General features: G+C 68.3%; 17 protein-coding genes. 12 read left to right on the plus strand and 5 right to left on the minus strand.

Annotated elements, in window-relative coordinates; translation table 11 throughout:
- Positions 1-22 precede the first annotated feature (22 nt).
- The 3 genes from gndA to H0X90_RS03715 form a co-directional block, all read right to left on the minus strand.
- Positions 23-1435 (minus strand): NADP-dependent phosphogluconate dehydrogenase, encoded by a 1413-nt coding sequence (gene gndA, locus H0X90_RS03705; protein ID WP_006479382.1) that lies wholly within the window; start codon positions 1433-1435, stop codon positions 23-25.
- 97 nt (positions 1436-1532) lie between these two features.
- On the minus strand, positions 1533-2174 hold the full coding sequence (locus H0X90_RS03710) for a DUF938 domain-containing protein (RefSeq protein WP_077190772.1): 642 nt from the start codon (positions 2172-2174) through the stop codon (positions 1533-1535).
- A complete protein-coding gene (locus H0X90_RS03715) occupies positions 2171-3094 on the minus strand; it encodes an NAD-dependent protein deacetylase (protein ID WP_034178459.1) in 924 nt (307 codons plus the stop codon). The genes H0X90_RS03710 and H0X90_RS03715 overlap by 4 nt, the downstream gene beginning before the upstream one ends.
- 990 nt (positions 3095-4084) lie before the next feature.
- Here H0X90_RS03715 and H0X90_RS03720 point away from each other — a divergent pair.
- The 3 genes from H0X90_RS03720 to H0X90_RS03730 all read left to right on the plus strand — a co-directional run bounded on the left by H0X90_RS03720 (position 4085) and on the right by H0X90_RS03730 (position 8677).
- Positions 4085-4816, plus strand: a complete 732-nt coding sequence (locus H0X90_RS03720) for a GNAT family N-acetyltransferase (protein WP_102898610.1) — start codon at positions 4085-4087, stop codon at positions 4814-4816.
- A 106-nt stretch (positions 4817-4922) separates the two neighbouring features.
- A complete protein-coding gene (locus H0X90_RS03725; RefSeq protein WP_006495981.1) occupies positions 4923-5882 on the plus strand; it encodes an LLM class oxidoreductase in 960 nt (319 codons plus the stop codon).
- 335 nt (positions 5883-6217) lie between these two features.
- Positions 6218-8677 (plus strand): mechanosensitive ion channel family protein, encoded by a 2460-nt coding sequence (locus H0X90_RS03730; RefSeq protein ID WP_077021715.1) that lies wholly within the window; start codon positions 6218-6220, stop codon positions 8675-8677.
- A 33-nt stretch (positions 8678-8710) separates the two neighbouring features.
- On the opposite strand, the gene H0X90_RS03735 is transcribed toward H0X90_RS03730, so the two are convergent.
- Entirely contained in the window at positions 8711-9544 is an 834-nt protein-coding gene (locus tag H0X90_RS03735) for a CerR family C-terminal domain-containing protein (protein WP_077190775.1), read from the minus strand.
- Between the two features lie 91 nt (positions 9545-9635).
- On the opposite strand from H0X90_RS03735, the gene H0X90_RS03740 reads away from it, so the two are divergent.
- The 6 genes from H0X90_RS03740 to H0X90_RS03765 all read left to right on the plus strand — a co-directional run bounded on the left by H0X90_RS03740 (position 9636) and on the right by H0X90_RS03765 (position 16838).
- Positions 9636-10760: an HlyD family secretion protein gene (locus H0X90_RS03740; RefSeq protein WP_034202622.1), complete on the plus strand. Its 1125-nt coding sequence runs from the start codon at positions 9636-9638 to the stop codon at positions 10758-10760.
- Positions 10753-12339, plus strand: coding sequence for an MDR family MFS transporter (locus H0X90_RS03745; RefSeq protein ID WP_006495984.1), 1587 nt, complete (start codon positions 10753-10755; stop codon positions 12337-12339). Before H0X90_RS03740 ends, H0X90_RS03745 begins: the two co-directional genes overlap by 8 nt.
- 13 nt (positions 12340-12352) lie before the next feature.
- On the plus strand, positions 12353-13840 hold the full coding sequence (locus H0X90_RS03750; protein ID WP_077190776.1) for an efflux transporter outer membrane subunit: 1488 nt from the start codon (positions 12353-12355) through the stop codon (positions 13838-13840).
- Positions 13841-14075: 235 nt separating this feature from the next.
- The gene (locus tag H0X90_RS03755) at positions 14076-15611 is read left to right on the plus strand and encodes a catalase (RefSeq protein ID WP_077190777.1); all 1536 of its coding nucleotides are present in this window, start codon (positions 14076-14078) and stop codon (positions 15609-15611) included.
- Between the two features lie 78 nt (positions 15612-15689).
- Complete coding sequence (locus H0X90_RS03760) at positions 15690-16301, plus strand: ankyrin repeat domain-containing protein (protein WP_006483790.1); 612 nt, start codon at positions 15690-15692, stop codon at positions 16299-16301.
- 81 nt (positions 16302-16382) lie between these two features.
- Positions 16383-16838 (plus strand): VirK family protein, encoded by a 456-nt coding sequence (locus H0X90_RS03765; protein WP_077190778.1) that lies wholly within the window; start codon positions 16383-16385, stop codon positions 16836-16838.
- 133 nt (positions 16839-16971) lie between these two features.
- On the opposite strand, the gene H0X90_RS03770 is transcribed toward H0X90_RS03765, so the two are convergent.
- Entirely contained in the window at positions 16972-17736 is a 765-nt protein-coding gene (locus tag H0X90_RS03770; protein WP_077190840.1) for an APH(3')-II family aminoglycoside O-phosphotransferase, read from the minus strand.
- A gap of 266 nt (positions 17737-18002) precedes the next feature.
- On the opposite strand from H0X90_RS03770, the gene H0X90_RS03775 reads away from it, so the two are divergent.
- From H0X90_RS03775 to H0X90_RS03785, 3 genes are read left to right on the plus strand one after another with little or no spacing between them, the layout of a single operon-like run.
- A complete protein-coding gene (locus H0X90_RS03775; protein WP_077190779.1) occupies positions 18003-19163 on the plus strand; it encodes an efflux RND transporter periplasmic adaptor subunit in 1161 nt (386 codons plus the stop codon).
- Between the two features lie 20 nt (positions 19164-19183).
- Positions 19184-22327: a multidrug efflux RND transporter permease subunit gene (locus H0X90_RS03780; RefSeq protein ID WP_048985237.1), complete on the plus strand. Its 3144-nt coding sequence runs from the start codon at positions 19184-19186 to the stop codon at positions 22325-22327.
- A 4-nt stretch (positions 22328-22331) separates the two neighbouring features.
- Positions 22332-23762: an efflux transporter outer membrane subunit gene (locus tag H0X90_RS03785; RefSeq protein WP_006489053.1), complete on the plus strand. Its 1431-nt coding sequence runs from the start codon at positions 22332-22334 to the stop codon at positions 23760-23762.
- The last annotated feature ends 90 nt before the right edge of the window (positions 23763-23852 follow it).

Genomic DNA, 23852 nt, shown 5'->3' on the forward strand with positions numbered 1-23852 from the left:
CAATGCCGCCACCACCGGCCGGTTACGACCAGTTCGCGTGGAAGCTGCCCGGCTTGTCCGTGCGCTCGAACGTGTGCGCGCCGAAGAAGTCGCGCTGCGCCTGCACGAGGTTCGCGGGCAGCCGCTCGGACCGGTAGCTGTCGAAGTACGCGACCGCCGACGCGAACGCCGGGACCGGCACGCCGGCCTTCACCGCGGCCACCACGACGTCGCGCAGCGCGGTCTGGTAGTTCGCGGCGATGTCCTTGAAGTACGGGTCGAGCAGCAGGTTCGCGAGCGCCGGATCCTTCGCATACGCGTCGGTGATCTTCTGCAGGAAGCGCGCGCGGATGATGCAGCCCGCGCGGAAGATCTTCGCGATCGTCCCGAGATCGAGGTTCCAGCCGTATTCTTCCGACGCCGTGCGCAGCTGCGCGAAGCCCTGCGCGTACGAGATCACCTTGCTCAGATACAGCGCGCGGCGCACCGCTTCGACGAATGCAGCGCGATCGCCGTCGAACGGCGCGGCGGCCGGGCCCGACAGGATCTTGCTGGCCGCGACGCGCTCGGTCTTCAGCGACGACAGCACGCGCGCGAACACCGACTCGGTGATGAGCGGCAGCGGCACGCCCAGATCCAGCGCGTTCTGGCTCGTCCACTTGCCGGTGCCCTTCTGCGCGGCGCGATCGAGGATCACGTCGACGAGATGCTTGCCGGTTTCTTCATCCTTCTTGCCGAAGATCTTCGACGTGATCTCGATCAGGTAGCTGTCGAGCTCGCCCTGGTTCCATTCGGTGTACACCGCGCCGAGTTCGTCGTTGGTCAGGCCCGCGACGTCCTTCAGCACCGAGTAGCTTTCGGCGATCAGCTGCATGTCGCCGTATTCGATGCCGTTGTGGACCATCTTCACGTAGTGGCCCGCACCGTCCGGGCCCATGTACGCGACGCACGGCTCGCCGTCCGACGGCGCCTTCGCGGCGATCTGCTTGAGGATCGGCTCGACGAGGTCGTACGCGTCGCGCTGGCCGCCGGGCATGATCGACGGGCCGCGCAGCGCGCCCTCTTCGCCGCCCGACACGCCGGTGCCGATGAAATGCAGGCCCGACTGCGCGAGTTCCTGGTTGCGGCGGATCGTGTCGGTGAAATGCGTGTTGCCACCGTCGATCAGCACGTCGCCCTTCTCGAGCAGCGGCTTGAGCGAGGCGATCGTCGCATCGGTCGCTTCCCCGGCCTTCACCATCATCAGGATCCGGCGCGGCGTTTCGAGCGACGCGACGAATTCTTCGAGCGTATAGGTCGGCACCAGATTGCGGCCGGGGAATTCGGCGATCAGTTCGTCGGTTTTCTCGCGACTGCGGTTGAACACCGACACCGCGTAACCGCGGCTCTCGATATTGAGTGCGAGATTGCGGCCCATCACCGCGAGCCCGATCACACCGATTGCTTGTTTGCCCATTAGTCAATTCTCCGGAAAAAACGGGGCGCGACCCGAGCCGGGCCGCGCGCACAGGCGAAAGGATAGTGGAAACCCGGCGGCGCTGCGCACTTGCGTGTCATTGCTCCGCGTGCGGCAGGCGCCGGAACACGACGCCCAGGTTGTTCGCCGGCATCTCGACGACCTCGATGCAGTCGAGCCCGAGATCGAGGCCGAGCGCGACCACGGTCTCCAGATCGCGCACGCCCCACGACGGATCGCGGCTGCGCAACTGCTGGTCGAACGCCTCGTTCGACGGCGCCGTATGCCGGCCTTCGCGACGGTACGGGCCGTACAGGAACAGCACGCCGCCCGGCCGCAGCACGCGCGACGCACCGGCGAACAGCGCGCCGGTGCAGGCCCACGGCGAGATATGGATCATGTTGATGCAGACGATCGCGTCGAGCGCCGCGACCGGCCACGGCGTGTCGCGCACGTCGAACGCCAGCGGCCCGGCGACGTTCGCGAGGCCCGCATGCGCGACCCACGCGGCGATCGAACGCCGCGCCTGCGCATCGGGATCGCTCGGCTGCCAGTGCAAGCCCGGCAACGCCTGCGCGAAATGAACGACGTGCTGCCCGGTGCCGCTCGCGATTTCGAGCACGCTGCCGCTCGCCGGCAGCACGCGCCGCAGCACGTCGAGGATCGGCCCGCGATTGCGTTCGGCCGCCGGCGCCGACAGCCGCGCGGACGGATCGGGGGAAGAAGCGGCGCCGGTCACGATGCATGCTCCTGCGTGTCGCCCGCGCTGCTGCGCCCGAGCCCGAGCCGCGCCACGAGTGCGTCGAGCGCGGGTGCGCAATGCGCCTCGACCTTCAGCGTCAGTATCGGGTCGGCGCGCGTATGGCCGAGATTGAGGGCGGCAAGCGGCTTGTGCTGCGCCTGCGCCCACACGCAGAAGCGGTAGCCGGAATACACCATCAGCGACGAACCGACGACGAGCAGCGCGTCGGCCGCATCGAGCGCCTGCGACGCCAGCGCCACGCGTTCGCGCGGCACGTTCTCGCCGAAGAACACCACCGCCGGCTTCAGCAGGCCGCCACACGCGGGGCAAGCCGGGATGCGGAACGTATCGAGCGCGGCCCATTCGAGATGCGCGTCGCCGTCCGCCGCCGGCTCGGCCTGCGCGCCCAGCAACTCGGGATTGTCGGCTTCGAGCACGGTCTGGATCGTCGCCCGCGCGTGATGCGCGCCGCAGTCGAGGCAGGTCACGCCGTTGATCCCGCCGTGCAGTTCGATCACGTCGTCGCTGCCCGCCCGCTGATGCAGGCCGTCGACGTTCTGCGTGACGAGGCGTTCGATCCGGCCAGCGCCGCCGAGCCGCGCCAGCGCGACGTGCGACCCGTTCGGCCGCGCGCGGCCCACGACCGGCCAGCCGATCATGCTGCGCGCCCAGTAGCGGCGCCGCGCGGCATCGGAGCCGAGGAATTCGTGGAGCTGGATCGGCGGTGAGCGCATCCATTGACCGTTGCGGTCGCGGTAACCGGGAATGCCGGAATCGGTGCTGATGCCCGCGCCGGTCAGCACGAGCAGGCGCGGATGACGCTCGACGAACGTGTGCAGCGCATCGAGCGCGGCCGGATCGACGTCGGCGATGGAGGGATCGGGCAAGGCTTGATCGGGCAAGGCTTTATCGTTCATGTTGGCAACGTGATCGGTCGCGCCGGCAGGCCGTGCGCCCGCACGGGCGGCCACGCACGCCAGCACATGATACAGAACGCCGTGCGATCGGGCGGACCGCCGCCACGGCACGCCCGCGCACGCAAAAAGACGCCCGTCGCCGCTCGGCGACGGGCGCTTCAACAATTGATCCATCGGGGTAGTGGATCAACTGACAGCACAATGTTGCGACGCCCGTCATACCGCGATCGACGGCCGTTCCCCTGGACCCTGCGTGTTCCGCCTGCCGCGCGCATCGGCGCGTCATCGGCCTTCCCGACCCGATCCCGTTCCACCGGCTCGTCACGCCGATGCGATGCCCATCGCGCAAACGCGTTCGCCGCGCGACGACGGGCGTGGTGTCATGGCATGACGATTCCGGGATCCGGGCCGACGCCATCCGCCTGCGTTCGCGGTTCATCCGCGACGGCCGACCGGCACCGGTCGGCTTCGTGCGTCACGCATGCACGTCGTCGTTCAGAACGAACCCGATTGCTCGGATGGAACGGAAAGCCGCTCGCTCACGTCGCCGCAATCAGCGGCGAAGCGACTACCCTGGCAGGTCGGCGATTCATGTTTGCAACACGATTCGTTGCGTTTCGGTCTTTTTTCATTCTCTTGTCCCCGTCTCCGATACATCCGACCCACTGAAGCGATTGCCGGGTCGACTGCGCCCGCGATCGCGCTCACGGCCCATACCACCATGCAAGGAGCGCACCATGTTTCATGGCGCAAGGCCTCGCGGGGCCCGGCAAGGCCGCGGGCAGGCATCGCGCCCCGTCAGAAAGCCCGAATGTTTCGAAACTGAAACGCACCGCCGGTGCCGCCGGCATCGTCGCGTCGGCGCTGCGCGCGGCGGCCAATCGCCTTACAATCGGCCACGATTGGCGCCGCCCCGTCACCGGATGCGAGCGCCCGGCATTGCCCCTTCCCGCGGATCTGCACCGCCCGACCGGAACCCGCACTCGCCGCATGCCCGACACGAAGAACTGGCTGGAGATCGACTACCGCACGCTGTTCAGGCTGCACCCCGATCGCCGGATCGAACGCGAGAACGATCCCGACGAATCGCCGGCGCCACGCTTCTGGCTCGGCCGCTGCGCGGGCGGCACGCTGTCCGGCGTACGTGCGGACGTACCCGCCGGCATCGCGGACGAACTGACGCGCGTGGCCGACAGTGAACCGCCGTGGTCGGACGACGCGCCGCCCACGCACCTCGAACGCTATCTCGGATTGCTCGCACCCGTTTCGCACTGGAACATCGGCCTCGTGTATGCGTTGCCGCATGCGCTCGAATTCGATACCGACGCGCACGCCACGCTGGTCGACGGCGACAGCGACACGGGTCGACGATTGCTGCGATCGCTGGCCGTGCACGGCATGCCGGAAGGGCTGCTGTCGATGGGGTTTCGAAGCGCCGCCGATCTGTGGGCGCCGTGGTGCGCGGCTGTGGTCGACGGCGAAATCGCGTCGATCGCGTTTGCCGCGCGACTGTCCGACGTCGGCGCCGAACTCGGTGTCGCGACCGCGCCGGCGTTCCGTGGGCGCAGCCTCGCGGCCGCCGTCACCGCCGCGTGGTCGCGCTTGCCGTCGCTGCGCACGCGCACGCTGTTCTACAGCACCGACCGCGACAACCGCGCGTCGCAACGCGTGGCGTCACGCCTGGGGCTCTTGTTGCGTGGCGCGACGCTGCGGGTCGGGTAGCGCGGGGCGGAACCGTCCCGCTCGCGCATCGCGCATCGCGCAAACACGCTAGCATTCGGACACGGAACGCCGCGCGTTCCCGTCGCCTCGCCTCCAAGGACTCGCCATGACCCCTTCCGCTTCCACCCGCGCCGACGTCGCGCATCGCGTCTTCTCGGCCGGGCGGCTGTCGATCGGCCTCACGCTTCCGCTGCTTCGCAGCGGCCACATCGTCGCGGACTTCAACGAACAGCTCGAACTCGCGGCGCTGGCCGATTCGCTCGGCTTTCGCGCGCTGTGGATTCGCGACGTGCCGCTGAACAGCGCCGACTATCCGGACCCGGTCGGCCACCTCGATCCGTGGGTGCTGCTCGGCGCGCTGGCGTCGCGCACCCGCCGGATCGCGCTCGCCAGCGGCGCGATCGTGCTGCCGCTGCGCCATCCGCTGCATATCGCGAAAGGTGCGCTGTCGGTCGCGACGCTGTCGGGCGGGCGCTTCATCCTCGGGCTCGGCTCCGGCGACCGGCCGCCCGAATACGCGGCGTTCGGCGTCGACGCGCAAACGCGGCGCGACCGCTATCGCGCGCACTGGGACGTCGTCGCGGCCGCGCTCGGCGTGCCGTCGCGCGTGCTGCCCGACGAAGCGCCGCCCGATGCGCCCGAATTCACGCTGCTGCCGCGCGACGGCGACGCGGTGCCGATGCTTGCGGTCGGCTCGGGTGGACAGAGCGTCGACTGGATCGCCCGGCATTCGATCGGCTGGATGACGTATCACCGCGATCCGGATACGCAGCGCGCCCGCTATTCGATGTGGCGCGCGGCGGTCGAGCGGCTCGCGTCGCCGCCGTTTCGCGCGTTCGGCGTCTCGATGCGCCTCGATCTCGCCACGCACCCCGATACGCCGGCCACCGCGCTGTCGCTCGGTTACGCTACCGGGCGCCGCGCGTTGGTCGACATCCTGCGGGACATGCGCGCGGCGGGTACGCATCATGTCACGCTGAACCTGGGCTCGGACCGACCCGTGCGCGAGGTCATCGAAGAAATCGCCGAGCACGTCTTGCCGGTATTTCATGACGAGCAGGCGTAATTCATCAGGAATCCGAATTCCGTGATGGAATGCACGCGTGGATCGTGATCGAACGAGCGCTCGCTGGGTGACGCATCCCGCGCCGGCGTCGATAAACCCGCGTGACAGGCTCCTTACGATCGTGGAAGCGGGATCTTGCGTCCGATATCGGACCGCCGACGGTCTGCGTCCGGCACACGACTTGCGCGCCTGCATGGCCGACGTCGCGCATGCCCGATCCGAATCGTCGGCGACGGAACGACGGAACTATTCGGTCCCGATCGCGATCATGTTAACTTCCGTCCATCGTTCAGCCTGGCGGGCCGCGTGATGACACGCACCCGCATGCCCACTCCATGCGACATATCCTTCTCGGCTGGCTGCTCGCCGCCGTCGTCTCGGCCGCCCACGCGGCCGCTCCCGCTCCGGCCGCCGCGTCGGCCGCCTCCGACGCCGCGCCCGCACTGACGCCGCAACAGGCGCGGCAGGCACTGAATGTGCTCGAAAACCCGCGCGAGCGCGCGCAAGTCGAAACGACGCTACGCGCCATCGCGGCGGTCGGCGCGTTGAGCGCACCGGCGGTGCCGGCCAGCGCAGCGTCTGCGGCCAGCGGCGCATCGGCGGCCGCCGCGCCGGCCGCGCTCACGTCGAACGGGCTCGCATCGATGCTCGTCCGCCAGGGATCGCGCTGGGCCGCTCAGATCGGCAACGCGCTGCAGGAATCGCTGCGCTCGCTGCTCGACATCGGGTCGGTGGGCAGCTGGTGGCACGACAAGCTGGTGCGCGCCGACCAGCGGGCGGATCTCACTCGCACGCTCGGGATCCTCCTCGCGGTGCTCCTGCCGGCGCTCGTCGTCGAATGGCTCGCGAAGCGGGTGTTGCGACGCGCGCTGGCCGCGGTGGCCGCACGCCGCGCCGATACGTCGCGCCGCACCGCGTCCGATTCCGCCGCATCGGACGAGGATCACGCACCGCCGCCCGATACATCCGCCCCACCCGATCACGCCGACACGGTCGACGCTCCCTCGTCCACGCAAAGCCGCGGCCATGCACGCCGACACACCACGCTGCTGCACCGGCTGCCGCGCGCGCTCGTCAGTCTCGCGCTGCGCGTGGTGCCGCTGCTCGTATTCGTCGGCGTCGCGAGCCTGACGATGTCGTTGCTCGACGAAGCCGGCACGCCGATCGACGCCGCGCTCGAAGCATTGATCGACATCTACGTGATCTGCCGGCTCGTCACGATCGTCAGCCGGCTGTTCTTCCAGCCCGATGCGCGGCAATTGCGGCTGCTGCATATCAGCGACGCATGGGCCGAATTCGCGCAACGCTCGATCGCACGGATCGTGATCGTGGTCGGCGCATGCACGGCGGCCGTCGAGATCGCCGCGAACTTCGGTCTGAACGAAGCCGGCCATGTCGCGCTGCTGAAGGCCGTCGCGCTCGTCGGCCACGTGATGATCTCGGTGCTAATCCTGCAGTGCCGGCGCCCGGTCGCGGCACGCATCCGTGCCGCCGGCGCGGATCGTCCGACCTTCTCGGTCGTCGGCAACGCGCTCGCGGACGCGTGGGCGCCCGTCTCGGTCTTCATCGTGATGGCGCTGTGGTTCGTGTGGGCGCTCGACGTCCACAACGGTTACCGCGTGCTGATCACGCTCGGCGGCCGCTCGATCGCGGTGATGATCGCGATGCGGATGGTGTCGATCGTCGTGTTCGGCGCGCTCGCGCGGCTGTTCCAGCGCCGCGAGGACGACCGCACGCTCGTTCATCTGCACGCGTACCGCTACTACCCGCTGCTGCGCCAGATCGTGTCCGGGGCGATCGGCGTCGTGACCCTCGTGCTGCTGCTGCAGATCTGGGGCGTGCCGATCTTCCGCGCGTTCGAAACCGGCACGATCGGCCACCGGCTCGCGTCCGCGCTGGTGACGATCGCGATCGCGGCGATCGTCGCACTCGTCGTGTGGGAAGCGGCCAACATCGCGATCGAGCGCCGCCTGCAGCGCTGGACGCGCGAAGGCAACCTGGTGCGCGCGGCGCGGCTGCGCACGCTGCTGCCGATGCTGCGCTCGCTGCTGTTCGTGATGATCGCGCTCGTCGTCGTGCTGACGGGCCTCAGCGAACTCGGCGTGAACGTCGGGCCGCTGCTGGCCGGCGCCAGCATCTTCGGCGTCGCGCTGGGCTTCGGCTCGCAGAAGCTGGTGCAGGATTTCATCACCGGGATCTTCCTGCTGATGGAAAACGCGATGCAGGTCGGCGACTGGGTCACGCTCGCCGGCGTGTCGGGCACGGTCGAATACCTGTCGATCCGCACCGTGCGGCTGCGCGCCGGCGACGGGTCGCTGTACACGATCCCGTTCAGCTCGGTGACGACCGTCAACAACACGAATCGCGGGCTCGGCAACGCGGCCGTCAAGGTCAGCATCGCGTACGGCGAGGACATCGACCGCGCGATCGCGACGCTGAAGGAAATCGGCGCCGCATTGCGCGACGATCCGAAGTATCACGACGGCATCCTGTCGGACTTCAGCTACTGGGGTATCGACCAGGTCGACGGCGCGGCGCTCGCGCTGGCCGGACAGATGCAGTGCACGGACTCGGCGCGCTGGAGCGTGCAGCGCGAATTCAACCGGCGGATCGCCGAGACGTTCCGCGAACGCGGAATCCGGATCGCCAATCCGCAGCGCAGCGTCGTGGCCTATGCGGACGGCTCGCGGCCTGTCGCCGCCGACGAAAACGATCCGCGCGCCGACACGCGGAATCCCACCGATACGGCAGCCCCGCCGCCGTCGCCCGACGAAGCGGCGCGCAAGCCGGGTTGATCGCGATCGCCCGGGACAGGTAACTGGCCGCGCTCAACGCGCGGCAGGCTTCTTTACGCGCGCCGTGCGTTTCGCCGCGGGCGGTGCCGCCCCCGGCTTCGCCGCGCGCTTCGCGACGGCACCCTGCCCGCGCTTCGCAACGGCTTCCGAACCGGCGGCACCCGCATCGCGCTGCGCATGCCACTGCTCGAGCAGCACGCGGGTCTGGTCGGCAATCGTTTCGGTCACCAGCGCCGCGCGTTCGCCCTCGAACGCGTCCCATTCGAGCAACTGCAGCGCCGAACGCTGCGCGATGTGGAACACCGTGATCTGCCCGAACAGGCTCAGCGCGCGCAACCGCGTGACGGAATCGTCGGCCGGCCGGCCGGTGATGCGGCCGATCAGCTCGGCGCTCACGTCGTTGAGCGGCTTGCGCATGCGCGTCATCAGGATCTCGCTTGCGCTCGCCGGTTCCTGGCCGCCCTGCTCGCGCGCGAAGAACATCCGCTGGTTCATCGTCTTCGGCGCGGTGAACATCCGGTCCGACAGCGCGCGCAGCAGCCCGATGAACGCATCGATCAGTTCGTCGACGCTCGCATGGGCCTCGAGCATCGCCCGCGCATGGCCGACCGCCGGCGCGAACACCGCCCAGCCGTGCTCCGCGATCGTCTCGACGCACGCGCGGTACACGCCTTCCTTGTTCTCGAAGTAGTACTGGAGCGCCGGCGCGTTCACGCCCGCCATCGCGGCGATCTCGCGCGTCGACGCGCCCGCGAACCCGCGTTCGCCGAACAGTTCGATCGCCGCCTCGATGATCCGCTGGCGCGTCTCGTCGCCGCGCGCATAGCCGCCCGCCGACGTGCGGCGCAGCTTCTTCGCTTCGTTCATGCCTTCCTCGTCATTCGATCGATCGACATTCTACTTGACACAATTTTACCAACTGGAATAATTCTTCCACTCGGAATAAATTGGATCCCGCATGTCGACGCCACAAGACCCGCCACAGAAAGCAGATCGTCAGGAAAACGGAACAATGCCGCGCAACCGGAACGGCGGAACGAAACGGCGCGTCCTGCTCGCGGTCGCCGTGCTCGCGGCCATCGGCGGCGCGGTGTGGCTCGGCCGCTGGTGGACGGTCGGCCGCTTCATCGAAAGCACCAACGACGCGTATCTGCAGGCGGACAGCATGACCGCCGCACCGAAGGTGGCCGGCTACGTGACCGACGTCTACGTGCGCGACAACCAGCCCGTGAAGGCCGGCGACCCGCTCGTGCGGCTCGACGTCCGCCAGTACCAGGTGGCGCTCGCGCAGGCGCTGGCGACCGTCGACGCCCGTCGCGCCGATATCGCGCGCGCCGAAGCCGACATCAGCCAGCAGCACGCGAACCTCGAACAGGCCGACGCGCAGGCGAAGGTGTCGCGCATCAACGCGCAGCACGCGAGCGACGAGTACACGCGCTACGCACCGCTCGCGGCGACGGGCGCCGAAACGCATGAACGCGTGGCCGACCTGAAGAGCACGCGCGATCAGGCGGCGGCGACGCTCGCCGCGAACAATGCGTCGATCGCCGCCGCCCGCACGCAGATCGCGTCGTTCACCGCGCAGCTCCAGCAGGCACGCGCGCAGCTCGAGGCTGCGCAGGCCAGCGCCGCACAGGCGCAACTCGACCTCGACAACACGATCGTGCGCAGCACGCTCGCGGGCCGCGTCGGCGATCGCACGGTGCGCGTCGGGCAATACGTGCAGCCCGGCACGCGCCTGCTGACCGTCGTGCCGGTGGACTCGATCTATCTCGTCGCGAACTTCAAGGAAACGCAGATCGGCAACATGCGCATCGGCCAACCCGTCGAGCTGCATGTCGATGCGCTGCCGGACGGCCCGCTGTCCGGCGTAGTCGACAGCTTCGCGCCCGGCACCGGTGCGCAGTTCGCGCTGCTGCCGCCCGAGAACGCGACCGGCAACTTCACGAAGATCGTCCAGCGCGTGCCGGTGCGCATCCGTCTCGCCGCGAACGCCCGCGCGCAGCGCATGCTGTTGCCCGGGCTGTCGGTGACGGTCGACGTCGATACGCGCTCCGCCCGCGACGAGCAGCATCATGGCTGATACGCCCGCCACGATGCCCGCGCCGCCGCACGAAGGCCGCGCGAGCGTGACCGACTGGATCGCGGTCGCGGCCGGCGCGCTCGGCGCGCTGATGGCGACGCTCGACATCTCGATCACGAACTCCGCGCTGCCGCAGATCCAGGGCGAAATCGGCGCGACCGGCACCGAAGGCACGTGGATCTCGACCGGCTACCTGATGTCGGAAATCGTGATGATCCCGCTCGCCGCCTGGCTCACGCGCGTGTTCGGGTTGCGCAATTTCCTGCTGACGAATTCCGCGCTGTTCATCGCGTTCTCGATGATGTGCGGCTGGTCGCACTCGCTGCCGATGATGATCGCCGGCCGGATCGGCCAGGGCTTCACCGGCGGCGCGCTGATCCCGACCGCGCAGACCATCATCCGCACGCGCCTGCCGCTGTCGCAGTTGCCGGTCGGGATGACGCTGTTCGGCCTGATCGTGCTGCTCGGGCCGCTGTTCGGCCCGGTGCTGGGCGGCTGGCTCGCGGAAAACGTGAACTGGAGCTGGTGCTTCTTCCTGAACCTGCCCGTGTGCCTGCTGCTGATGGCGCTGCTGGTGTTCGGGCTGCCGTCGGACCGGCCGCACTGGAGTGCGTTCTTCAACGCGGACTGGCTCGGCATCTTCGGTCTCGCGATCGGCCTCAGCTCGCTGACCGTCGTGCTCGAGGAAGGCCAGCGCGAACGCTGGTTCGAATCGCAGATGATCGTCACGCTGAGCATCGTGTCGTTCGCCGGGATGGTCCTGATCGCGCTGTCGCAACGCTTCGCGAAGCGGCCGATCATGCGGCTGTCGTTGATGCGCAACCCGCGCTACGCGAGCGTGATCGTGATCGTATCCGCGGTCGGCGCCGGGCTGTACGGCGTGTCCTACCTGCTGCCGCAGTTCCTCGCGATCGTCGCCGGCTACAACGCGGAACAGGCCGGCGCGATCATGCTGCTGTCGGGGCTGCCGGCCTTTCTCGTGATGCCGATCCTGCCGCGCCTGCTCGGCAAGGTGGATTTCCGCATCCTCGTGATCACGGGGCTGCTGCTGTTCTGCCTGAGCTGCATGCTCGACATCAGCCTGACCGCGCAGAGCGTGGGCCATGATTTCGTGTGGTCGCAGCTGATTCGCGGTCTCGCGCAGATGCTCGCGATGATGCCGCTCAACCAGGCGTCGATGGCGGCCGTCGCGCGCGAAGACTCGGGCGATGCGGCCGGGCTCTACAACATGGCGCGCAACCTCGGCGGCTCGATCGGGCTCGCGATCATCGGCACCGTGATCGACCGGCGCACGACCTTCCATACGGCCGCGCTGCGCGAATCGGTGAGCGCGAACTCGCTGATCGGGCAGGATCGACTGTCGGCCTATACGGCCAACTGGTTCGCGCACACCGGCGATCTTGCGTATTCGAACCTGCGCGCGCTCGGCCAGTTGGCGCAGCAGATCCAGATCCAGGCCATCGTGATGACCTACTCCGAAACCTTCTACCTGCTGGGCCTCGCGCTGCTCGCCTGCGTGCCGCTCGCGCTGCTGCTGAGAACGCCGCGCGGGCCGCAACCGATGTCGTCCGGCCATTGACCCGTCATACGCGATGAAACCCTTCTCCCTGCCCCGCCGCCCCACGCTCACCCTGTGCGCGGCCGCATGCCTGCTCGCCGGCTGCACGGTCGGCCCCGACTACCGCGGCGCGCCCGCCGCGCCGGATGCGCCGACCTTCGTGCGTGCGCCGGCCACCGGCGTCGACACCGCCGCGCCCGCACCGAGCGCGTGGTGGCACGCGCTGAACGATCGCCAGCTCGACGAGCTGATCATCGCCGCACTCGTGTACAACCCCGATCTGCACGCGGCGCAGGCCCGCTTGCGCGCGGCCCGCGCGCAGCTCTCGCAACAGCGCGCCGCGCAGATGCCGAAATCGTCGGCCACCGTCGCGGCCATCCGCATGCGGGAACCGGACGTCGGCGCGGCCGGCTCGCTGCTGCCGTCGAACGGCTCGGGCCAGTCGGGTGGCGCGTCGCCGTCGCTCGGCGGCTCGGGGCCGCTGCAACTCTATTCGGCAGGCTTCGACGCGACCTGGGAAATCGACCTGTTCGGCGGCACGCGCCGCGCGGTCGAAGCCGCGTCCGCGCAGGCCGAAGCGGTCGATGCCGATCTCGCCGACACGCAGGTGTCGATCGCGGCCGAAGTCGCGAATGCGTATGTCGACCTGCGCGACCAGCAGCAACGGCTGGCGTTGTCGCGACGCACCGCGCAATTGCAGCAGCAGATGCTCGACCTCACGCAGCAGCGCCGCGCACGCGGCGTCGCGGCCGATACGGACATCGAGCGCCTGACGACGCAGGTCGAGAACACGCGCGCGTCGCTGATCCCGCTCGATGCGCAGGTCACCGAGTCGCTCGACCGGCTCGCGATCCTGACGGGCCGCGCGCCGGGCGCGCTCGATGCGGCGCTATCGACCCCGGACGCGGCCTTGCCGACGCTGCCCGCCAGCGTTGCGATCGGCGATCCGGCCACGCTGCTGAAACAGCGCCCCGATATTCGCGCGGCCGAGCGCCGGCTCGCGTCGAGCAATGCGCAGATCGGCGAGCATGTCGCCGACTATTTCCCGAAGGTGACGTTGCTCGGCGATCTCGGTTTCAGCGCGACCGACCCCGGCCACCTGTTCCGCAAGCAGAATTTCACGTGGGTCGGCGCGCCGTACCTGCAATGGAACATTCTCGACTTCGGACGCACGCGCGGCGCGGTGCGCGCGGCCGAAGCGTCGCGCGACGAAGCGGAAGCGAATTATCAGAAGGCCGTGCTCGGTGCATTGCAGGATGCCAACACCGCGTTGCAGCGTTACGGGCATCAGCGCGAGCACGTCGTCGCGTTGACGAAGGTGCAGACGTCGGCCGTGCATTCGCGCACGCTGATGGACCAGCGCTATCGCGCGGGCGTCGCGTCGATGATCGACCTGCTCGACACGCAACGGGAAGCGTTGTCCGCGCAGCAGAACGTGATCGCCGGGCAAGCCGAACTGATCAAGAATTACGTGTCGGTGCAGAAGAGCCTCGGGCTCGGATGGCAGGCAAGCGCCGGTTGACGGCGCCGACGCAAATCATGCACGACCGATGCATCATGCTCGTCGAAACAATTCCGCAACAACTCATTGCGCGCGCAACAATACTGCTTCGCTTCCCGCGCAACGAACGGTTCGCGCCGCATCGACGCCACGACTATCGAAAACATATCGAATATCAATTAGCCAATCGTCTGACGATCTCTTCTAATTCAGTCGGCTTCCCCACCACCGATCGGATTCAAGGAGTTCCATCGTCATGTCCTCATCTTCCCCTCGCGTGCTGCGGCACGCAGTCGCCGCAATCTGCGTGGCACTCTCCGCTTCGCCGTACGCCGCCGAACTCACGCGCGACACCGGCGCGCCCGTCGGCGACAACCAGAATTCGCAGACGGCCGGCCCCGCCGGCCCGGTGCTGCTGCAAGACTCCGCGCTCATCGAGAAGCTGCAGCGCTTCGATCGCGAGCGCATTCCGGAGCGCGTCGTGCATGCGCGCGGCACCGGTGCATTCGGCGAGTTCGTGCCGAGCGCCGACATCTCCGACCTGACGAAAGCGAAAGTCTTCACGCCGGGCACCCGCACGCCGGTGTTCGTGCGCTTCTCCACCGTGATGGGCTATCGCGGCTCGCCCGAACAGGCGCGCGACCCGCGCGGCTTCGCGGTGAAGTTCTATACGCAGCAGGGCAACTGGGACATGGTCGGCATCAACTGGCCGGTGTTCTTCATTCGCGACGGCATCAAGTTCCCCGACTTCGTGCACGCGAACAAACCGAGCGCCGTGACCGGCGTGCAGGACCCGAACCTCGCGTTCGACTTCTTCGCGCACACGCCCGAAGCGACCCACATGCTGACGAGGCTGTACACGGACGAGGGCATGCCCGATTCGTATCGCCACATGGACGGCTTCGCGGTGCATGCGTTCAAGTTCGTCAATGCGCAAGGCGACGTGCATTACGTGAAGTTCCACTGGAAGAGCCGGCAAGGCGTGCACGGCCTGCGTCCGCAAGAGATCGCCGCATCGATCGGCCGCGACTGGAACATGATGACGAACGACCTGTACGGCGCGCTGAAACAGGGCGATTTCCCGAAGTGGGACCTGTACGTGCAGGTGCTCACACCGAAGGACCTGAACCGCTTCGACTTCGACGCGCTCGACGACACGAAGGTCTGGACCGGCGTGCCTGAACGCAAGATCGGCACGATGACGCTCGATCGCGTGCCCGACAACTACTTCCAGTCGACCGAGGAATCGGCGTTCGCGCCGTCGCGGCTCGTGCCGGGGATCGAGCCGTCCGAGGACCGGATGCTGCAGGACCGCCTGTTCGCGTACGCCGACACGCAGATGTACCGGCTCGGCGCGAACTACATGGATCTGCCGATCAATCGCCCCGTCGTGCCGGTGGTCAACAACAACCAGGACGGCAAGATGAATGCGGGCGGCCGCAAGGGCGAGGTGAACTACGAACCGTCGACGCTGAACGAACTCGCGCAGGACCCGCAGTACAAATCGGTCCGCATGGCGCTCGACGGCACGACGCAGCAGGAAGCGATCCGCAAGAAGCTGCCGTTCCGTCAGGCGGGCGAGTACTACCGCAGCCTGTCGCAGCAGGACAAGGACGACCTCGTCACCGCGCTGTCCGGCGACCTCGGCCAGGTGAAGAACGCGCAGAACCAGTACGCGATGCTGTCGTACTTCTACAAGGCCGACGCCGATTACGGTACGCGTCTCGCGCAGGCCGTTCACGCGAACGTCCAGCAAGTGCAGTCGCTCGCGGCGAAGCTGAGCGACAACTGATCCTCGCGGCTCGGGCCGTTGCCGACGTGCGCGCTCGCGCCGCGCACGTCGGCCCGACCACTTCATCAGGACACCCTCATGCGATTCGAACGCTTCCCCCACGCGATCCGCGCGGCCGCGGCGGCGCTCGCGCTGGCCGCGCTCGCCGGCTGCGCGCACCTGCCCGACCGGCCAACCTACGGCAAGGCCGACCCTGCCGCGCTACGCCGCTATGACGACGACTGGTTCGACGCCGCGCGCGTCGGCCGCGTCGACATCCTGCGCGCGTTGCACGACGCCGGCTATCCGGTCGACGCCACCGACGGCCACGGCTATACGGCCGTGATCCTCGCGGCATACGACGGCCAGCCCGCGGCGCTCGACTACCTTTTATCGGCCGGCGCCAATGCGTGCACGGGCGATCGTCACGGCAATACGGCGCTGATGGGCGCCCTCTTCAAGAATGAACCCGACATCGCGCGGCGCCTGATCGACACGCACTGCCCGATCGACCAGACGAACGGCGCCGGCGAAACCGCGCTGGGGTTCGCGACGCTGTTCAACCGCTTCGAGCTGATTCCGCTGCTCGTCGCGCATGGCGCGAATCCGAACCATGTCGACCGGCGCGGCCAGTCGTTGCTTCAACTCGCGCTGACGCACGACAACGCGTATGCCGTGGACGCACTGCGGGAGGCGGGCGCCAAACGGTAGCGCGACTACGAATCAACCGTCTGAACAATGCGGATGCACCGTGCTATCGTGCCGTGGGTTTCATCGCACGGAGACAGGAAAATGCTGAATCGCTTCGCCATTGTTCTGGTTGCCGCCGGCGTGGCAACCAGTCTCGCGGCAACCGCCGCGAGCCCCCTACCGGACAGCGCCAATTCGTATCGCCAGTTGCGCACGCGGCTCTTTGCCAGCGTGACGGTCACCGCGATCTTTTCGCCGAACCAGTGCCAGAACGCGCAGCAGGCAGGCACCCAGGCAGCGGCGCCCACCGTGTCGGGCGGCTTCGCGATACGCGACTTCATGGAAGTCGGCGGCAATACGCTCGCGTTCGCCAACCAGCACCTCACCGTCCAGCCAAGCGGCGCGACCGTCCTCGAACTGATCCAGTACCGCGTGATGCAGGATGAAAGCGCGACGGTGACGGTCCGCTCGCTGTCGCCGACCACGTACCAGCCGGTCGCGCCCGCTCAGGTTTTCCAGTGCACGCTCGGCGACGGCCTTCGTTTCGCCTACGCGTGACGAGATCGCGACTGACGCAAGGACTTCGTAGTGGACGCCGGCATCCGCGCCGAAACATCAGGACGACTACGAAATTGGGTTGACGTACGGAACAGGCAAACCGTCCCGTGCGTCACTCGTGCAGGGCTCGGATTCAGAAAAACTCGTCGAGCAGACGATAGAAAGCGATCCGCTCCGGATCGGGACGTTCGATCCCGTACCGCACGAAGAAAGGCGCGACCCATTCGCTGCCCAGGTCCGCTTCGATATCGCGCGATGCCAGCGCCAGATCCTGATAGCGATCGGCCACGCCCAGGCGCCCGCAATCGATGAAGCCGGAGAAGCGGCCGTCGTCGACCATGAAGTTCGGCAGACACGCGTCGCCGTGCGTGACGACCCCGTCCTCGATCGCCGGCCGTTGCGCCAGTAACCTCGCGAACATCTTGTCGAGCGGCACGCCCGTATTCGCATCATCGAGGTTGTCCTCGTCGACGAGCCCTGCGTCGATCCGTGCCCGGGCGCGCGCGATTCGACGCGCCGCGCCGTGATCGAACGGGCATGTGGCCGGATCGAGCCGATGCAGCGCACGCAGCGCGTCGGCGACGATCGTCACTTTCGTCTCCGGCGCAAGTGACGCGACGGCGAGGTTGTCGCCGCGCACCGCGCTCAGCAGCAGCCACTCGCGCCCCGCCGCCGACGCGACGTCGAGCACCCGCGCGCCCGGCACGCCCGTCGTCGCCAGCCAGCGCAGCCGCACCGCCTCGTCCGGCAATTCGCCGAGCGGCCCCGCCGGCTCGGTTTTGACGAACCGGCGCGAGCCGTCGCGCGCATCGAGCCGGAACACCGCGGCATCCGACTGGCCGTCCGTCTGTCGCGTCCATCGGCAGCCGGCCAGCCTGGCCTGCCACGTCGTAGGCATGTCGTTGATGAGCGGGTCGTTATCGGTCACGGCGAACTCGATCCTCGTTGACGGGGCCGGCACGCAAAGTGTCGGCAACACCGCGCGCATGATACCGCGCCGCCCGATTCATCAGACCATTTCCACCCTCGCCGACGCCCTCGTTTCGTCTCCTATCGCCGGCTCCATCGAATCTCCATCTTTCCGCATCAAAGACGCCAACTAATCCACGCACACTCCGCCCCGTCAAAGCAGGCAGTGGGCTGCCTGCGCTTCCTGGAGTCGCTATGAAGAACCAAAAACGATGCTGCTACGGCGCCGTATGCGCGCTGGTGGCGGCAATGCTGGCGGGTTGCGGGCCGTCCGAACAGCCGGCCGCCGCGCCGGCCACCCCGGTGGCGGCCATGACCGTGGCCACCACGCGCGTCGACGTGACGGAGGACCTGCCGGGCCGCGTCGCGGCCGTGCGGGTCGCCGAGATCCGGCCGCAGGTGAGCGGCATCGTGCAACGCCGGCTGTTCGAACAAGGCACCGAAGTGCGCGTGGGCCAGCCGCTGTTCCAGATCAATCCGGCGCCGTTCAAGGCCGAGATGGACACGGCCGCCGCGTCGCTGCAGCGCGCGCAGGCGGCGCTCGAACGCGCGAAGGTGCAGACCGCGCGCTTCAAGCCGCTCGTCGAGGCCGATGCGATCAGCCGCCAGGTGTACGACGACGCCGTCTCGCAACGCGACCAGGCCGCGGCCGACGTCGCGCAGGCCCGCGCGACGCTCGCGCGCCGCCAGCTCGACCTGAAGTTCGCGACGGTGGAAGCGCCGATCGCCGGCCGCATCGACCAGGCGCTCGTGACCGAAGGCGCGCTGGTATCGAGCAGCGACAGCCAGCCGATGGCGCGCATCCAGCAGATCGACCAGGTCTACGTGGACGTGCGTCAACCGGCCGCGTCGCTCGACGCGCTGCGCGGCGCGCTTGCCGCTCAACCGCAAGCGTCGGACAGCAACGGCCTGCCGGTCGACGTGCTGCGCGACGACGACACGCGCTACGACGTCAAGGGCCGCATGCTGTTCTCCGGCGTCAACGTCGATCCGGGCACCGGGGACGTGCTGCTGCGCGTGCTGGTCGACAACCCGAAACGCCAGCTGCTGCCGGGCATGTACGTGCGTGCCCGCATTCCGCGCGCGCACTACGCCAACGCCGTGATGGTGCCGCAACAGGCCATCGTGCGCGCCGGCGGCAAGCCGCAGGTGTGGGTGCTCGACGCAAAGGGTACGGCTCACCTGAAGGCGGTCGAGGTCGGCGAACTGACGAACCGCAGCTATCGCATCAAGTCGGGCCTGCAGGCCGGCCAGAGGATCGTCGTCGAAGGCATGGAACGCCTGACCGACGGCGCGCCGGCCGCCGCAACCGACTGGAAGTCGCCTGACGCGGCCGCCATCGCGTCCGCGCACTGAGTCACGAGGAGCCTCCAGCCATGGCTGAATTCTTTATCCGCCGCCCGGTGTTTGCGTGGGTGATCGCGCTCTTCATCATCCTGACCGGGCTGATCGCGATCCCGCAACTGCCGGTCGCGCGCTACCCGTCGGTCGCGCCGCCGTCCGTCACGATCACCGCGAACTACCCGGGCGCCACGCCGCAGACGATGAACGACGGCGTGCTGAGCCTCATCGAGCGCGAATTGTCCGGCGTCAAGAACCTGCTGTACTTCGAATCGTCGGCCGACACGTCCGGCAGCGCGCAGATCACCGTCACGTTCAAGCCGGGCACCAATCCGGAGATGGCGCAGGTCGACGTGCAGAACAAGATCAAGTCGGTCGAGCCGCGCCTGCCCGCCGCCGTGCGCCAGAACGGGCTGATCGTCGAATCCGCGTCGTCCGGCTTCCTGATGATCGTCAGCCTGCGCTCCGACAACGGTCGCTTCGACGAAGGCGCGCTCGCCGACTACATGGCGCGCAGCGTGTCCGAGGAACTGCGGCGCATCGACGGCGTCGGCCGTGTGCTGCAGTTCGGCTCCGAACGCGCGATGCGCATCTGGGTCGATCCGCAGAAGCTGATCAATTTCGGCCTGTCGATGAGCGATCTGACGACCGCGATCGGCCAGCAGAACGTGCAGATCGCACCGGGCAGCCTCGGTGCGCTGCCCGCGCTGCCGGGCCAGCGCGTGACCGTGCCGCTCACCGCGCAAGGTCAGCTCGCGACGCCGGAAGAATTCGCGAAGGTCGTGCTGCGCGCGAACGCGGACGGCTCGAAGGTCGTGCTCGGCGACGTCGCCCGCGTCGAACTCGGCTCGCAAAACTACACGTTCGTGAGCCGCGAGAACAACAAGCCGGCCACTCTCGCGGGCGTGCAGCTCGCGCCGGGCGCCAACGCGGTGAAGACGGCGGACGCGATCCGCGCGCGCATGGCCGAACTGAGCAAGTCGATGCCGTCGGGCATGAGCTACTCGATCCCGCTCGACACGTCGCCGTTCGTGAAGATCTCGATCGAGAAAGTGCTGCACACGCTGCTCGAAGCGATGGTGCTCGTGTTCCTCGTGATGTACCTGTTCCTGCAGAACGTGCGCTATACGCTGATCCCGGCCATCGTCGCGCCGGTCGCGATGCTCGGCACGTTCACGGTGATGCTGCTGACCGGCTTCTCGATCAACGTGCTGACGATGTTCGGCATGGTGCTCGCGATCGGCATCATCGTCGACGATGCGATCGTCGTCGTCGAGAACGTCGAACGCCTGATGGCCGAGGAAGGACTGTCGCCGAAGGACGCGACGTCGAAGGCGATGAAGGAGATCACCGGCGCGATCGTCGGCGTCACGCTGGTGCTGACCGCGGTGTTCCTGCCGATGGCGATGGCGAGCGGCTCGGTCGGCGTGATCTACAAGCAGTTCACGCTGTCGATGGCCGTGTCGATCCTGTTCTCCGCGCTGCTGGCGCTGACGCTCACGCCGGCCCTGTGCGCGACGATGCTCAAGCCGCTCGCACCGGGCCATCACGAGAAGCGCGGCTTCTTCGGCTGGTTCAACCGCCGCTTCGACCGCCTGACGAAATGGTACGAGACGCGCGTCGGCCGCCTGGTCGGCCGCACGGGCCGCGTGATGCTGGTGTTCGTCGCGATTTCGGGCGCACTGGTGCTCGGTTTCCGCAGCCTGCCGTCGTCGTTCCTGCCGGACGAAGACCAGGGCTACTTCATCACCAGCTTTCTGCTGCCCGCGGACGCTACCGCCGAGCGTACGCACGACGTGGTCAAAACGCTGGAGAAGCATCTTGCTTCACGTCCGGCAATCCAGTCGAGCATTTCCGTGATCGGCTACGGCTTCTCGGGCCAGGGTCCGAACGCGGCGATCAACTGGTCCGTGATGAAGGACTGGAAGAACCGCGGCGGCGCATCGACCCTCGAGGAAGGCATGCTCGCGCAGCAAGCGATGGCCGGCGTGACCGAAGGCACGGTGATGAGCCTGCTGCCGCCGGCCATCGACGAACTCGGCAACAGCTCGGGCTTCTCGATGCGCCTGGAAGACCGCGCCAACCAGGGCACGGCGGCGCTCAAGGCGGCCGAAGCGAAGCTGCTCGAACTCGCCGCGCAAAGCAAGGTCGTGACCGGCGTGTACCCCGACAGTCTGCCGGCCGGCACGAGCATTCGCCTCGAGATCGACCGCGCGAAGGCGCAGGCGCTCGGCGTGTCGTTCACGACGCTCAGCGACACGCTGTCGACCGCGATGGGATCGACCTACGTGAACGACTTCCCGAACGCGGGCCGCATGCAGCAGGTGATCATCCAGGCCGACGCGCCGGCACGCATGCAGATCGACAACGTGATGAAGCTGTACGTGCGCAACGCGGCCGGCGGCATGGTGCCGCTGTCCGAGGTGGTGCGCCCCGTGTGGACCGACACGCCGCTGCAGATGGTGCGCTTCAAGGGCTATCCGTCCGCGCGCATCTCCGGCAACGCGGCGCCCGGCCAGTCGAGCGGCGCGGCGATGGCCGAGATGGAACGACTCGCCGCGCAACTGCCGCCGGGCTTCGCGGTCGAGTGGACCGGCCAGTCGCTGCAGGAACGCCAGTCGGCGTCGCAGGCGCCGATGCTGATGGTGCTGTCGATGATCGTCGTGTTCCTGGTGCTCGCCGCGCTGTACGAAAGCTGGTCGATCCCGCTGTCGGTGATGCTGGTGGTGCCGCTCGGCCTGATCGGCGCGATCGGTGCGGTGCTACTGCGCGGGATGCCGAACGACGTGTTCTTCAAGGTCGGGATGATCACCGTGATCGGCCTGTCCGCGAAGAACGCGATCCTGATCGTCGAGTTCGCGAAGCAGTTGCGCGAGGAAGGCAGGGGGTTGATCGAAGCGGCCGTGCAGGCGTCGAAGCTGCGCCTGCGCCCGATCCTGATGACCTCGCTCGCGTTCGGCCTCGGCGTCGTGCCGCTGATGATCGCGACCGGCGCCAGCGCCGAAACGCAGCACGCGATCGGCACCGGCGTATTCGGCGGCATGGTGACCGCCACGGTGCTGGCCATTTTCTTCGTCCCTGTTTTCTTTGTGTTCGTGATGAGTATCCAGGAGCGCATCGGCGCATGGCGGGCGTCCCGCACGCAGCCGGCCACCCCGACTCACGGACAGGAAGGTTGATGCCATGCGATTGCTTGTTCTTCCCCTCGTCCTCGCACTGTCGGCCTGCTCGCTCGCGCCGACGCTGGTCAAACCGTCGATGCCGGTGCCGACGGCCTACACGGCCGCCGCTGCCGCCGATCTCGACGCGAACGCCGCCGACCTCGGCTGGCGCACGATGTTCGGCGACCGCCGCCTGCAACGCCTGATCGAGCTCGCGCTCGAGAACAACCGCGACCTGCGCGTGGCGGCGCTGAACGTGGAAGCCGCCGAAGCGCAGTACGGCATCCAGCGTTCCGCGCGCCTGCCGTCGATCGGCGCCGGCGCGAACTTCACGCGCCAGCGTACGTCGGACGACACGCAGTCGAATCCGCCGCTGTTCGGCGCGACGCAGAACCAGTACGGCGTCAACGTCGGCATCAGCGCGTTCGAGATCGACCTGTTCGGCCGCGTGAAATCGCAGTCGGATGCCGCGTTCGCGCGCTACGTCGCGACCGACCACGGCCGCCGCGCGGTGCAGATCTCGCTCGTCGGCGGCGTGGCGGATGCGTACTTCGCCGAGCGCCTCGCGCACGAGCAACGCCAGTTGTCCGAGCGCACGCTCGCCGACTGGCGGCAGTCGCTCGATCTCGCGCGCCGCCTGAAGGAAGCGCACCAGGCGAGCGGTGTCGACATCGCGCAGGCCGAAGGCCAGGTCGCGAGCGCGACGGCCGATCTCGAAGCGCGCACGCGCGCCGTCGAGCAGGCACGCAATGCCCTGCGCCTGCTGGTCGGCACCGAGCTGCCGAAGGATCTGCCCGAGCCGCTGCCGCTTCAGCAGCAACCGGTGATGACGCAACTGCCGGCCGGCCTGCCGTCCGAGCTGCTGTTCCGTCGGCCGGATATCCGGCAGGCCGAACAGAACCTCGTCGCCGCGAATGCGGACATCGGCGCCGCGCGCGCCGCATTCTTCCCGCGCCTGTCGCTGACGTCGTCGATCGGCTTCCTCAGCCCCGCGATGGGCAGTCTGTTCGACGGCGGCCAGCGCGTGTGGAGCTTCGCGCCGCAGGTCACGGTGCCGATCTTCCAGGGCGGCCGGCTGCGCGCCGAGCTGCGCCTCGCGGAAGTGCGCAAGTCCAGCGCGGTCGCCGAATACGAACGCGCGATCCAGGCCGCGTTCCGCGAAGTGGCCGACGGCATCGCCGGGCGCGAAACCTTCGGCCGCCAGATCGACGCGCAAACGCGCGTGGTCGGCTCGGCCGAACGCCGCACCGACCTGTCGAACCTGCGCTATCGCGCGGGCGTCGAGGGACGGCTGGAGTTGCTCGACTCGCAGCGGCAGCTCTATGCGGCCCGACAGGCGCTGCTGGACCTGCGTCGCAGCGAGCTCGGCAATGCCGTCGCGCTGTACAAGGCGCTCGGCGGCGGCCTGACGGACAAGGACGTCGCACCGTCGCAGCGCGTGGTGCGGAACTGAGCGAACGGCGCCGTTCCGTCCCGCGCGGCAGCGTGACGGAACGGCGTGATCCGGCCCGGCGACGGGCCGCCCCGATGGTTCAACATCGCA

It is taken from the genome of Burkholderia sp. 9775_39, from assembly GCF_015712225.1.
Lineage (GTDB): Bacteria > Pseudomonadota > Gammaproteobacteria > Burkholderiales > Burkholderiaceae > Burkholderia > Burkholderia cenocepacia.